We start from the raw sequence: 13618 nt of genomic DNA on the forward strand, positions 1-13618 counted from the left end.
ACCTTTGGTCGATGGTTAGAGATGAGGGTGGGCGGACGACGTATCGAGGCTCCGCCCGTGATCTGGCGAAACGCTCCACTGGAGCGCTTCCAGGGAGCCAGATCACCCCTTCATGGAATCCCAGAAGCTCTTGACGGAGGAAAAGAAGCTCGAGGTCTCGGGGTTGTTGTTCTCCGACAGCTCTTCGAACTCGGCCAGCAGCTCTTTCTGACGGGCTGTCAGGTTCACCGGCGTCTCCACGGCAAGTTCGATGAACATATCACCCGAGCCCGCGCCCCGCAGGGCTGGCATGCCCTTGCCACGCAGCCGCATCTGGCGGCCCGACTGGCTGCCGCCCGGGATCTGGACGCGCCCGCGCCCGCCGTCGATGGTCGGCACTTCGATCGATCCACCCAGAGCCGCCTTGGCCATGGACACCGGCACCCGGCAGAAGAGGTTGCTGCCTTCCCGCGAAAAGAGCGCATGTTCGGTCACGTCGATGAAGATGTAGAGATCGCCCGAGGGCCCGCCCCGCATGCCGGCTTCGCCTTCACCGGCGAGGCGAATGCGCGTTCCGGTCTCGACCCCCGCCGGGATATTCACGCTGAGCGCGCGATCTTTCTCCACCCGGCCCGCGCCCTTGCAGGTGGTACAGGGGTTCTTGATGATCTGGCCAAGGCCGGAGCAGGTCGGGCAGGTGCGCTCCACCGTGAAGAAGCCCTGCTGCGCGCGCACCTTGCCCATGCCCGAACACGTGGGGCAGGACGTCGGCTCGGCCCCACCTTCGGCGCCGGAGCCCTTGCAGCTGTCGCAGCTGACCGAGGTGGGGACATTGATGGTCTTCTGCAAGCCGCTGAAGGCTTCTTCGAGTGTGACGCGCAGGTTGTAGCGCAAGTCCGACCCGCGCGCGGCGCGTTGCCTGCCGCCGCCGCGTCCGCCGCCCATGAAGTCGCCGAAGAGATCGTCGAAGACGTCAGAGAAGGCTGAGCTGAAATCGCCTTGGCCGCCGCCGAAGCCGCCACCCGGACGGCCACCGGCGCCCATGCCGCCTTCGAAGGCCGCATGGCCGAAGCGGTCATAGGCTGCTTTCTTCTCGGCGTCCTTCAGAACCTCGTAGGCCTCGTTGGCCTCCTTGAATTGCGCCTCGGCGTTTGGGTTGTCCTTGTTGCGGTCGGGATGCAGCTCTTTCGCCTTCTGGCGGTAGCCTTTCTTGATCTCGTCCGCCGACGCACCTTTGGCGACACCCAGCACGTCGTAGTAGTCACGTTTTGCCATTCGAAAGTCCCCTTACTGGAACGTGACAGGCCGACCCGGAGGTCGGCCTATGCAGTGGTTCCGGGTTACGCGCCGCTTACGCGCGCTTGTCGTCGTCGAGATCTTCGAACTCGGCATCGACGATATCATCGTCGTCGCCGCGCGGTGCGTCTGTGGCTTCCGCCACATCTTCACCGTCTTCCTGTGCGGCCTTGTAGATCGCCTCGCCCAGCTTCATCGCGGCCTCGGTCACGTTCTGGATACCCGACTTGATCTTGTCGACGTTGTCGGTTTCCAGCTCGTCCTTGAGGGCTGCGATCGCCAGCTCGATGGCTTCGATGGTGGTCGGGTCGACCTTGTCGGAATGCTCTTCCATCGATTTCTCGGTCGAGTGGATGAGGCTCTCCGCCTGGTTTTTCGCCTCGATCAGCTCGCGGCGGGCCTTGTCCGCTTCCGCGTTCTCCTCAGCGTCCTTGACCATCTTTTCGATGTCCTCGTCGGAGAGACCGCCCGAGGCCTGGATCGTGATCTTCTGCTCCTTGCCGGTGCCCTTGTCCATCGCACCCACCGACACGATGCCGTTGGCGTCGATGTCGAAGGTCACCTCAATCTGAGGCATGCCGCGCGGGGCGGGCGGGATGTTTTCGAGGTTGAAGGCACCGAGGATCTTGTTGTCGGAGGCCATCTCACGCTCCCCCTGGAAGACCCGGATGGTCACCGCGTTCTGGTTGTCTTCGGCAGTGGAGAAGATCTGCGATTTCTTCGTCGGGATCGTGGTGTTGCGGTCGATCAGGCGGGTGAAGACACCACCCAGGGTTTCGATGCCCAAGCTCAGCGGGGTCACGTCGAGCAGGACCACATCCTTCACATCGCCTTGCAGAACGCCGGCCTGAATGGCGGCACCCATGGCGACGACCTCGTCGGGGTTCACACCCTTGTGCGGCTCCTTGCCGAAGAATTTGGTCACTTCCTCGACCACTTTCGGCATGCGGGTCATACCACCCACGAGCACAACTTCGTCGATGTCGGACGCGGAGAGGCCCGCATCTTTCAGCGCTGCCTGGCAGGGTTTGATCGAATTCTTGATCAGGTCGCTCACCAGGCTTTCCAGCTTGGAGCGGGTCAGCTTCATGACCATGTGCAGCGGCTGGCCATTGGCACCCATCGAGATGAACGGCTGGTTGATCTCGGTCTGGCTGGAAGACGACAGCTCGATCTTGGCTTTCTCGGCGGCCTCTTTGAGGCGCTGCAGGGCCATCTTGTCCTGCGTCAGGTCGACCTGATGCTCCTTTTTGAACTCATCCGCGAGGTAGTTCACGATGCGCATGTCGAAGTCTTCACCCCCGAGGAACGTATCGCCGTTGGTGGATTTCACTTCGAAAAGCCCATCGTCGATCTCCAGAATGGTCACGTCGAAGGTCCCGCCGCCGAGGTCATAGACCGCGATGGTCTGGCTGTTCTCCTTGTCGAGGCCGTAGGCCAGTGCGGCAGCTGTCGGTTCGTTGATGATGCGCAGGACCTCGAGGCCCGCGATCTTGCCGGCGTCCTTGGTGGCCTGACGCTGGGCGTCGTTGAAATAGGCGGGCACGGTGATGACCGCTTGGGTCACCTCTTCGCCGAGATAGCTCTCGGCTGTCTCTTTCATCTTGCCGAGGATGAAGGCGGAGATTTGGGACGGGGAGTATTTTTCACCCTTGGCTTCCACCCAGGCATCGCCGTTGCCACCGTCGATGACGTTGAACGGCATGTTCTTTTTGTCCTTGGCGAGATCTGCGTCGTCGAACCGACGACCGATCAGGCGCTTGACGCCGAAGATGGTGTTCTCGGGGTTGGTGACGGCTTGCCGTTTCGCGGGCTGGCCTACGAGTCGCTCGTCATCCGTGAAGGCGACGATGGAGGGGGTCGTCCGGGCCCCTTCGGAGTTTTCGATGACGCGGGGTTGGCTGCCGTCCATGATGGAGATGCAGCTGTTCGTGGTTCCCAGGTCGATACCAATGACTTTGGTCATGTTTTGATCCCTCTTACTTAAAGGCGATGACACGGAGCGAATGGCCCGTTATGGCGCCGCTGCCCCGATCTGGTAACACATGAAGCGGGTCGCTTCGTGCGGTTCGCAGCGTATATAAGGAGGGGTCCGGGGCGCTGCAACCTTTAGGATCAGGGTCTGCGAGGATTCTTGCGGCAAAAACCTTGCATTTTTCGGAGAGAGGCGAAACAGCGTGTCACATCTGACGGTTGCAGGCTTCGACATTTACAAATCTTACCTCGATGTGCCCGCGCAGGAGACAATGGTCGCGGCGCTGCGCGAGATGGTGCGGCAGGCCCCTTTCGTGGTGCCGGTGACACCGCGGGGCAAGCCGATGTCGGTCCGCATGACAGCGGCGGGTGCTTTCGGCTGGATCACGGACCGGCAAGGCTATCGCTATGCGCCGGAGCATCCGCAGGGCACGCCGTGGCCGGCGATCCCGCAGCAAGTTCTCGATGTCTGGGACGCGCTGGCCGGGGTTGCGCGCCGGCCCGAGTGCTGCCTGATCAATTACTATGGCGAGGGCGCGCGCCTTGGTATGCACCAGGACAAGGATGAGGTGAGCTATGACTGGCCGGTCGTCTCGATCTCGCTGGGAGATGCGGGGCTGTTCCGGATGGGTGGGCCGGAGCGCGGCGGAAAAACCCAATCCATCTGGTTGCAGTCCGGCGATGTGGTGGTGATGGGCGGTGCCGCACGACTGGCGCATCACGGCGTGGATCGGATCCGGTTCGGATCGAGCACGCTGTTTCCGAAGGGCGGCCGGGTCAACCTGACGCTGCGCGTAGTGACATAGACGAAACAACCTCGGCGTTGCGTGCAAAGTGGCCGATGCAGCAAAGTAGACCAATGGCCGCTAGAGTGGATTGGTAAACCAGCAGTTCAGACACTCGCGATCGTGCGGTCTGGCCAATGACGCCATTTGGAAACTTGCAGAACGATCTCGTGCCGCATGCATCTGTTCGCAGGTACTCGAACAAATTGTTCCGCTGTACAATATAGACTAACTGTTCCAAATTATACGTCTTATGACCAAGGCTTTTCCGAAACCTCCCCGGCGGATCGGGCGCCCCCGGAACTTCCGGACCGATGATGCGCTCGAAGCGGCTATGCTTACCTTTTGGCGCAACGGCTATGCTCAGACATCGCTTGGTGACCTGGTTCGCGAAACGAAGGCCTCCCGAAATTCTCTTTACAAGACCTTCGGTGACAAGCGGGCGATTTTCATCGCGTCGCTGAAGCTCTACGCCGACCGGTTTGAGGCCCGCGCGGCTGAAGCGATGGCGGGCGAACCTGACGCCGGTGCCGTTCTGCACCGACTTCTCAGAGCCTCCGCCCTGCGGCTTTCCGGTGGCGAGGCGCCCGCGGGATGTTTGCGCTGTAATTCTACGTTGGAGATCGGTGGCATGGATGCGGAAATCGACGCCGCTCTCGATGATGCAAATGCCCGCTTCACTTCAATCATGACGGCGGTTGCACAACGCGCGGCGGAAGAAGGCACTCTGCCCACCGACCGGGTCGAGGCAGTGGGTCTCTTTCTTTCTGCAACTGTCGCGGGAATGGTCTTGCTTGCCAAGGCTGGTGCCGACCGAGCGGCTCTGCTCGCGGTTGCCGCAACGGCACAATCCGCCATCCGGCAGACCTGATCGCGAACTCGGCGGCCGTATGCCCGCGTGAGCAACTCCCATAATTTTGAACTTGACGTTCTTTAATCCTCCAGTAATTTGAGATCAACGGATCTTAAAATGAGGATCAGATGCGTTCCGCCATCCCCACCCTTACTGCGATCGCCGCCTTCACGGCATGTCCCACTCTGGCCCAGCAGAGCCTCGACCGACCCGCGGAGATCCAGATTGTCAAAACGGCCAACGCCGAGATCGCCTATTACGAGATCGGCAATCCCGAAGGTAAGCCGGTGGTCTTCGTCCACGGCCTGCCGTTCTCTTCCTACATCTGGCGCAATGTCATGACGGGCCTTGATCGGCAGATCTTTCGCCTCATCGCGGTTGATCTGGTTGGCTTCGGCGACAGCAGCGGCGACGGATACGGCGTGACCGATCAGGCCGCGCATCTGGCCAGCTTCGCGGATGCGCTCGACCTCTCGGATATCATCGCTGTAGGGCATGACTGGGGCGCGGGCATCGCGCTCGTCTGGGCGGCTCAGAACGCCGAAGACTTCGCAGGCTTCGCCACCATGGAAGGCGCCATGCCCCCGGTCTATCCGCGCCCCACCTACGACGAGATGCCAGAACGCATCGCGGGCCTGTTCCGCGCCATGCGTGACCCGGGCCTGGGCGAGGAGAACGTCCTCAACGGCAACCTCTGGCTCGACAGGATCATGCCGACGATGACCGAGAAACCGATGCCAGAGGCCGTCGTTGCTGAATACAACCGCCCCTTCCCCAAACCCGAAAGCCGCCAGCCAATCCTTGAGATGTCCCGCTCGCTGCCTATCGGCGGCGCACCCGCCGACGTCGTCGCCACATATTCCGCAGCCGTCACATGGTGGACCACGACCGACCTGCCCAAGCTCGTCCTCTATGCCGAGCCGGGACGGCTCTACCCAGAAGACCTTGCCCGCTGGAACGAAGACAACGCAAAGAACGTGACACTCACCAACATCGGTCCGGGCCGACACGCGCTGCAGGAGGAAGACCCGCAAGCCGTGGCCGACGGCCTGGGCGACTGGCTCGCCACGTTGGACAATTGAGTGTCGGCCCATGCCCCTCGACGGAAAGGCGAAATCTGATGACCGACAACAGCGCGCAATCTGACGATCTTGTGTCAACCTCCCTGCTCGCCAAGATCGGCGCGGTTGCGTACGTCCTGTGGGGTCTCTGGCATATCCGCGTCGTTATCCGGATGTTCCAGGCCGCGGCCGCGATGGAGGATCCTGCGCTTCAGGCCCGCATCTTCCAGGGCGCGTTCCATATCCTCTTCTTCGCAGTCTTCGCCATCGTCGTCGCCTGGTGGATCGCCCGGAACAACCGGATATCCTATTGGGCGCAGCTTCTGACCATTGGCTGGACCGAGGTCGGACTGTTCCTGTTCTTCATGCTCCCGGGCCTCTTCCCTTGGTGGCCCAGCGGCTGGATCGGCCCCACGCTCTGGATCGTCGCTGTCGCGACAACCACGGTCGCTCGGGTAAGGGCATGACCGTGCCTCACAAGATCCCGACTTGTACTACCGCAAACCTGTTCGCACTGGCCGTCTCGGTCATGCTGACTTTCCCCGCGATTGCGCAGACGGCGCCACCGCTCGACCTTGAGATGCGGCTCGATCCGGCGACGCGCGAAAACCGGTTCTTGGCGGTCGTCATTGACGGGCCGAACGGACCCCGAAGGATCGAGGCGTCGGAGTGGCTACGGCCCGAACTGGCGGGCTACGCGCAGGCCGCCGCGCCGATCATCGTTGGTCTCGGCGTCCCCGCCGGTCCGGATACACCCATCACCCGCGGCAGGCCAGGACGAGATGCTTTACCCAGCGCGCGGGTCCCCGGCGCCCGCCGGCTCATGCTCGTCAGTGATGACCTGGCCAACTCGATGCTCCTCAACATCGCCGACGACGTTGATGGCATGACGCTCACCTTCCCCGATGGTGGCCTCAAGAACGGCCCAGGTCCCGAGCTTCTGATCGCTGAAGCAAGCCTGCCCGCCGGCCGCGTCTCGGGCGGCTGCCCCGGCGTGCCTGCCTCGGGCGCAGACGCCATCATCGTATCACTGCCGGACCAGTCCGAAGTTACGCTTATGCCGGAAGATTTCATCGACGTCGGCCCCGCGGGCCCGCAGGTGAACTACGGGACCGAGGAGATCGGACGCGCCGACGTGCGTATCGAAACGCTCGAACAACTGGTCAACCTCGACATGCGCGCCCTCGCCACGATCGATTACTTCAAGGTCTATTCCACCGTTCTAGACCTCGCCGATTTGGGGGTCCCCGATGGCGAGACAGTCGAAACCATCGTCCTGTCCTCGTCCGGCGAGCAGGTGGAAACCGATAACGGTCCGCAGCTCTGCTGGACCGCCGATCCGATCCTCGTGGTCGGCCTGCCTCCATTTTAACATCCGCCTTGCTGGCCGGGTCCCGCCCGGACGCGAGGGCGAAAGGATCGCGCCGATGCAGCCCCAGCCAAAGTAGGGGAGATCGCCGTTTTGAGGAGGAGGGCCGTAACGCTACCATCTGATGACCTTAGTGGCGGCAGCCCAAGAGCCCCGCTTCCATCAAACTTTCCCCAAAAACTGACCTTGATCCTATTGTAGCCAAAGTCCGCAGTGGGCCCTCCTTGGTCAATGCTGCGGCCTGTGTGACAGTCCGGTTCGATGTTGTTCCACCCCGACCGCACAGCTGGTATGCTAAGCGTTGCGGCCGTCTCATCACCCACAGCCATCGCGTTGAGCTCGGTCGTGCGGCTCATAGGCCAGATCCCGCAGGCCAGCAGGATGATCAGCCAATCCCATTGTGCGAGGCCAAGCCCGTCAGGCATCCAGAATACAACCGTGCGAGACGCGCGTGGGTCGCCGAAAGAAATCAATCCATTCGCGCCAGCCCCAATGATGAAGGACACCGCAACACCAGCCAGAACAAGCCGGTCTGCGCGTGTGGCGTCAGCCAGTCGGGACACGCCGAGCACAATGAAGGTTGCCAAGCGCGCAGCTGCGAACGTCTTGAGGGGAACGGTCAGCAGCCCGAGAAACGGACCTGAATGCAAGAACGCCGAGATGGCGCCGAAGGCACCACCAGACGAGATGCCAAGAAGGTGAGGATCTGCCAGAGGATTGCGCGCGACGGCTTGCAGGCTCGCTCCGACCATCGCGAGGCCAGCCCCGACCATCACAACCAAAAGTGTCCTGGGAAACCGAATGTCACAGACGATCGCCTCGCGTCGATGGCTCTGGCTTTGTTCAACAAGCCCCGGCCAGAGTTTGTCGGTGAGAACTGCCCGAACCGTGTTTGTCGGGACTGAGACCGCGCCTACAGAGACAGCAATGGATCTTGAAAGCAGCAGGACAGCCAAGCCCCCGCAGGCAAGGACCGAAGGCTTGCCCATTCGGATCGCGCGGGACTGCGCTGCTGCTTCTGTCATGGCTACTCAGCCCAGAGCCGGTGTCTTGATGGCTTGGATGTTGCGTGGCCTCGGCCTGGCCTCAACGTAGTCCAGGGTTACAAAGCGATCCTGCCTCACGGCGTCGATATTCGCAAAGGCCGGATTTGTTCCACATCCTCTTCCCATGGCAAGGTGCCCCAACTTTTCTCAAAGCCGTCCATGGCATTGGCGCCCCCGCAGCCTCAGTCAGCGCAGTGGGAATGGCAGAAAGCCCTGCCGTGAACGGTGGATCCTCGCCGCTGTTGCAGACAAAGACGCGCAAGGGATCGCCGGTTGCGAGAGCGTTGGTGACCGCGGCGAGGTCGGCCTTTTAGGCACTCACCAGGTCTTCAGCCCTGTCTTCGACGCCGAAGATCTTCACAAGGTTGATGAGGTCGGAGAACATGTCCTCGATGCTCGCCCGATCCTTGTCCATGATACGAGTGCAAGACCCGGTCAGCTCACAGACCTGGATGCCGCAGGGCGCCAAGGTCTCTGGTGTAACTGCACCGCCGACTTTCATGCCGTAGTTCCGCCCCGCAAAGAAGAAATCCGCATCCGCACCGACGATGACTTCCTTTGGGGGATACTTTGCCGATAGCTTGGGGAGCTCTTCGACGCCCGTCCGCATCTCCTCATCCAGCGTTTTCCGGCCGGAGATGCCGGTATAGCGAACCATGCGATCCGCGAGGCCCAGGACAGGCATCATCTCGGTCAGATTTACGTCGTCGGAGATCGCTCGCTCCCGTGGGGCGTCGAGGGTCACCGTGCGATTGCAGCTTTGCACCGTCGTTCCTGCGAAAGCCGAACCAGGTGTCAGGCTCAGAGCAATCGCGGTGACTGCAAGGTTTTTCATGTCATGTTTCCGTTCTTAGAGGTGGAATGTCGGCTGCTTGGTGCCGCTTGGCGCGAGGTGTTCTTGTCTGGCTGCAGCGCGAAAGGCGTCCGAGACGACAGCTGTGGCAAATGCGCTGTCCGGCCGCCCAAAGCCGAGAGGCTGACCAGCCTGCAACAGCAAGACGCCGCCGCAGATCTGGGCTGCCATGTTCAAATCATATAGGGATGTGACAATTGTCAGAGGCAGATCTCTGACCAGCGCCAACAGTTCCAATTGATGACGGATATCGAGGTGATTGGTGGGTTCATCTGGGGCCAAAAGCCGCGGCTCTTGCGCGAGGGCGCGGGCGATCATCACGCGCTGGCGTTCGCCGCCCGACAGTATGCCAAGATGCCGATCTCCGAAACCCGTACAAGCCAAGAAGGCTGAGCGCGCCGTCCACGAGATCGGTGCTCTCGGGCCGAGATCAACCAGACATCAGCCTCATCGATCTCAACCGATCCTGTTGTGGAACAATGATGGCGGGAGAGCAGCCCCAGGAGCATGAATTTCGCGGCACTCTTGGGTCAAACAACGCCAAGAACGCGCCCTGTCCACCTGTGGCAACCGTTCTGACGGTGCATGCCGCTGACGGTGTGCGACAGACGTGGAAGATTCACACGCCGCTGCGGGAAACCGATCAACCTGACGTATCTTCAGCTTTTTCGAAGAAATCCGACTGATCGCTGTGTGTTGGCTGTGGGTGCCGAGCGCGATTGTTCACTACGATGCCGGCGCGGGAGGAGATAGCGGCCTTTGCGAAATCCCTTTCCATGCGCGAAACCGTTGCAATGCGTCGACATGCGAACAACACCATGTTTCGGGTCTGTGGCGAACGGGCGTTCCGACTGGCAGCGCTGTCGCGATGGGAATGGGTCCTAAACAGAAGGCATGGGCCGTTCTCACGTGAGTGAGACAGATCCGTTGGCAAATTCTGCATTCGCTCCGACTTTGGCAATGAGCCCAAGGCGGCCCAGCCCAAACAGTGCCTCTCCGAATGACAGCAAACACAGGTCGAGCTCGATGTGCCGTGTCTCTGCCTCGAACTCCTTGGAACGCACTTGACGTTCATCATGTGGCGGCCACTCTACTGACGTAGAGAAACGGTGTACGACAACCCGCCAGTCTGCGGCAGGTAGGGAGAAGTTCGATGACGGAGAACGACAGGCCCTGGGTTGCGTTTTACGGCCCGGACATCCGCGCCGAGATCGAAACCGCAGCATACCGCACGTTGGGCGATCTTATACGCTCCGTCGCAGATACCTATGGATCCGCTCCGGCGTTCACCGCATGCATGCCCAACGGCATGAATGGGACGCTCAGCTTTGCCCAGGTTGACGAACTCTCGGATGCCTTCGCCGTATACCTCCGCGAAGTGGCAGGCTTGCAAAAGGGCGATCGCGTCGCTGTTCAGATGCCCAATGGTCTGAGCTTTCCAGTTGCCGCCTTCGGTATCCTGAAGGCGGGTTGCGTTCTGGTGAACGTCAATCCGCTTTACACGGCCGAAGAAATGGCACGCCAGTTCCAGGATGCAGAGCCACATGCGCTGGTGATCGTCGACATGTTCGCTGACAAGATTGCCGAAGCGACCCGCGGCCACCCGATCCCGAACATCATCGTGACCCGGGTTGCAGAGTTTCTGCCATCTCTGCCCCGTGGGATCATCGGCCTCGTACAGAAGCACTGGGACCGATCGGTCAAACCCATCGAGGTCCCGCACATTCGCTTTTCGCAGGCCATTCGGGCCGGGCGTGCGCATCGGGACCGGGATCGGATCGAGGTGGCCCTTTATGACAAGGACGTCGCGCCGGACGATATCGCCTGCCTTCAGTACACTGGCGGAACCACGGGGGTGGCCAAGGGCGCGATGCTGACGCACGCCAATCTGATCCTGAACATGGAGCAAACGCTTGAAATGATACCGGCCTTGGAGCGCGGCAAGGAGGTTGGCCTGACAGCTCTGCCGCTGTACCACATCTTCGCATTTACGGTGAATCTTCTCGGCCTTTACCGGCTGGGCGCACGGAACATCCTGATCCCCAGCCCCCGGCCGCTCACAAACCTGAAGCGGGCCTTCGAGAACTACAAAATCACCTGGATGAGTGGGGTGAACACGCTGTTCAATGGCCTTTCGAGAGAGATTTGGTTTCTCGACAGTCCGCCGAAGCACCTGAAGCTGGCCTCGGCCGGGGGGATGGCGCTGCAGGTGGCCGTCGCGACGCGGTGGCAAGAGATCACAGGCAAGCCATTGCTGCAGGGCTACGGGCTGACGGAGACATCGCCTGTCCTGAGCTTCAATCCGGTGGGGAAGACGCGGGACGGCTCCATTGGCGTGCCGGTGCCGTCGACGCGCATGGCCTGTGTGGACGACAACGGCATACCAGTAGCCCAAGGTGAGCGGGGCGAGATTGCCGCCAAGGGTCCTCAAGTGATGAAAGGCTACTGGCAAAGGCCCGATGCGACCGAGGAGGTGCTGAAGGGCGGCTGGTTCCTGACCGGTGACATCGGCGTGATGGATGCTGACGGCTATTTCTACATCGTGGATCGCAAGAAGGACATGGTTGTCGTCTCGGGCTTCAACGTTTACCCGAACGAAGTCGAAGACTGCTTGTCACAGCACCCCGGCATCCTTGAATCAGCGGTGATCGGTGTGCCGAACGAGTCAACGGGCGAGGCCGTCAAGGCCTTCGTCGTGCCCAAGGACCCCGGCTTGTCGGTCGAGGATATCCGCAGCCACTGCAAGGCGCATCTGACCGCCTACAAGGTGCCAAGGCTCGTTGAGTTCCGTGACACATTGCCAAAGTCCAATGTCGGCAAGATCCTCCGCAAAGACCTGCGCGCGCAAGAGTCGCAGGACCAGGCGTCGGAGTAGATCGATGGTCGGACCTTTGGAACAGGCGCTTCTGGCGGCAATGATCTTTGTCATCATGCTGGGGATGGGCGCCTCGCTCACGCCCAGGGATTTCTGGTTCGCCTTACGCCGACCCTATGGGCTGGCGATCGGCGTTGTCTCGCAATACGGCTTCATGCCGTTCATCGGCTTTGTCATGGCCGTGACACTGGACCTGCCCGAGGCGATCGCCCTTGGGCTTCTGATTGTCTCCTGTATGCCCGGGGGCACGACGTCAAACATCTTCACCTATTTCTCAAAAGGGAACCTGGCGCTGTCGGTGCTCATGACGGTGACGTCGACCGTGTTCGGAGTGTTTCTCATCCCGTTGGTCCTTCTGGTCTACGCTTCGGCGCTGGATCTGGAGATTCCGCGCGACAACATCATTGCCACGTTGGTCATCCTCCTGGTTCCCGTGGTCATCGGCATGGTGCTGCGCAAGATCAGCGCCAATGTGGGCGCCGTGACCGAATTCTTTGGCTCGGTGCTCGCGATCGTCTTTATCGCCTTCATCGCGATCTCATGGGTGCCGCGCAACTGGCAGTTCCTGATGACGACTGAGCCTTCAACCTATTTCGCGGCGATCATGCTGGGTGTCTTCGGCATCCTGATCGGCTACGGCTTTGCCAAGCTTCTGCGTCTGCATCCCAGAAACGCCCGCACCGTCGCGCTGGAGACGGGCATTCAAAACGCACCGCTCGCCGTCGCGATCATCGTCCTGACGTTTCCCGGCGAGGAACAGCAATCCATCATAGCAGTCGGCGCGCTTTATTCGATGTTCATCGTCATGACCTCGACGGCGTTTACGCTGGCGTTTCGGCGCGCCAATACCGCAGCCGAGCAGAAGATGCCAGACAGTTTGCTGTAGAGCACCTTTGGGACGGCCGCAGTCTCGAGACGATGCGCCTGAAGATGCCCAATCGTTCGGGTCGAACGTTGGCTGTGTCCCGGTTGCCTTAGTCTTGCGTCGCCAACACTGTAGAGTTGCGGCGAATATCACATTCGGCGGCCCGCAACGCAGTGATGGCGATCTAGACTAGGGGGCAGAAGTAGCAACATGCGCACCCCGTCGTGGAGGTCGGCCAATCGGATGTACCGGCTGCTTCAGCCTGCAGGTCCGGCCTCGCCCCAATCTACCGACCGTCCCGAGTAGAGCTTGGACCAACTGGACCTGCAAGCGCTGCATCGCGTTCGTTCGCGACCGGTGTCGCACAGAACGGTGACGATCCGCCTTCTGATCCAACAGAACATTTCGGTGCGTAAGGGCTGCGTGCTCTGATGAACCTATTAGAGACGATCCTGGAAGACTGCGAATACCAGATATCGCCACGCATGCGCGCGGTCCTGATTGGTCGCAATTGCGATCGGTTATGGTTGGGGTGATCGGCCACATCATCGCGGCGGCAAGGGTTGCCGCTATTGGGACAGGTGAAGCACATGAGCGCGGTCGAGACCTTGCGGCTTGGGTCGGTCCTATGCCCCGACAGTAGAGCACAGGCTGCCGAACGG

General features: G+C 61.1%; 11 protein-coding genes and 1 pseudogene. 7 read left to right on the forward strand and 5 right to left on the reverse strand.

Annotated elements, in window-relative coordinates; all coding sequences use genetic code 11:
* Window positions 1-102: 102 nt before the first annotated feature.
* Together dnaJ and dnaK are read right to left on the reverse strand one after the other, a co-directional pair.
* Entirely contained in the window at window positions 103-1254 is a 1152-nt protein-coding gene (gene dnaJ / locus MUB52_RS01350) for a molecular chaperone DnaJ (RefSeq protein WP_263842382.1), read from the reverse strand.
* A gap of 76 nt (window positions 1255-1330) precedes the next feature.
* The gene (gene dnaK, locus MUB52_RS01355) at window positions 1331-3241 is read right to left on the reverse strand and encodes a molecular chaperone DnaK (protein ID WP_263842383.1); all 1911 of its coding nucleotides are present in this window, start codon (window positions 3239-3241) and stop codon (window positions 1331-1333) included.
* A 211-nt stretch (window positions 3242-3452) separates the two neighbouring features.
* On the opposite strand from dnaK, the gene MUB52_RS01360 reads away from it, so the two are divergent.
* The 5 genes from MUB52_RS01360 (at window position 3453) to MUB52_RS01380 (ending at window position 7320) form a co-directional block, all read left to right on the forward strand.
* Window positions 3453-4055, forward strand: coding sequence for an alpha-ketoglutarate-dependent dioxygenase AlkB family protein (locus MUB52_RS01360; RefSeq protein ID WP_263842384.1), 603 nt, complete (start codon window positions 3453-3455; stop codon window positions 4053-4055).
* A gap of 232 nt (window positions 4056-4287) precedes the next feature.
* Window positions 4288-4905 carry a TetR/AcrR family transcriptional regulator gene (locus MUB52_RS01365; protein WP_263842385.1) on the forward strand — a complete coding sequence of 206 codons (618 nt, stop codon included), beginning with the start codon at window positions 4288-4290 and terminating at the stop codon, window positions 4903-4905.
* Window positions 4906-5015: 110 nt separating this feature from the next.
* On the forward strand, window positions 5016-5969 hold the full coding sequence (locus tag MUB52_RS01370; RefSeq protein ID WP_263842386.1) for a haloalkane dehalogenase: 954 nt from the start codon (window positions 5016-5018) through the stop codon (window positions 5967-5969).
* Between the two features lie 38 nt (window positions 5970-6007).
* Window positions 6008-6415 (forward strand): hypothetical protein, encoded by a 408-nt coding sequence (locus MUB52_RS01375; RefSeq protein ID WP_263842387.1) that lies wholly within the window; start codon window positions 6008-6010, stop codon window positions 6413-6415.
* Window positions 6412-7320, forward strand: a complete 909-nt coding sequence (locus MUB52_RS01380) for a hypothetical protein (RefSeq protein WP_263842388.1) — start codon at window positions 6412-6414, stop codon at window positions 7318-7320. The genes MUB52_RS01375 and MUB52_RS01380 overlap by 4 nt, the downstream gene beginning before the upstream one ends.
* Here the strand turns inward: MUB52_RS01380 and MUB52_RS01385 are convergent.
* From MUB52_RS01385 to MUB52_RS24040, 3 genes and pseudogenes are all read right to left on the reverse strand, one after another.
* Window positions 7317-8342 carry a FecCD family ABC transporter permease gene (locus MUB52_RS01385; protein WP_404818165.1) on the reverse strand — a complete coding sequence of 342 codons (1026 nt, stop codon included), beginning with the start codon at window positions 8340-8342 and terminating at the stop codon, window positions 7317-7319. The two genes, MUB52_RS01380 and MUB52_RS01385, sit on opposite strands and share 4 nt — an antisense overlap.
* 6 nt (window positions 8343-8348) lie before the next feature.
* Window positions 8349-9198 (reverse strand): annotated as a pseudogene (locus MUB52_RS01390) (ABC transporter substrate-binding protein).
* A gap of 15 nt (window positions 9199-9213) precedes the next feature.
* Window positions 9214-9534 carry an ATP-binding cassette domain-containing protein gene (locus MUB52_RS24040; protein WP_404818171.1) on the reverse strand — a complete coding sequence of 107 codons (321 nt, stop codon included), beginning with the start codon at window positions 9532-9534 and terminating at the stop codon, window positions 9214-9216.
* A gap of 835 nt (window positions 9535-10369) precedes the next feature.
* Here MUB52_RS24040 and MUB52_RS01400 point away from each other — a divergent pair.
* On the forward strand, window positions 10370-12091 hold the full coding sequence (locus MUB52_RS01400; protein WP_263842390.1) for an AMP-binding protein: 1722 nt from the start codon (window positions 10370-10372) through the stop codon (window positions 12089-12091).
* A gap of 4 nt (window positions 12092-12095) precedes the next feature.
* Window positions 12096-12977 (forward strand): bile acid:sodium symporter family protein, encoded by an 882-nt coding sequence (locus MUB52_RS01405; protein WP_263842391.1) that lies wholly within the window; start codon window positions 12096-12098, stop codon window positions 12975-12977.
* Window positions 12978-13618 lie beyond the last annotated feature (641 nt).

The sequence above is a fragment of the Roseobacter sinensis genome, from assembly GCF_025755255.1.
In the GTDB taxonomy this organism is placed as follows: domain Bacteria; phylum Pseudomonadota; class Alphaproteobacteria; order Rhodobacterales; family Rhodobacteraceae; genus Roseobacter; species Roseobacter sinensis.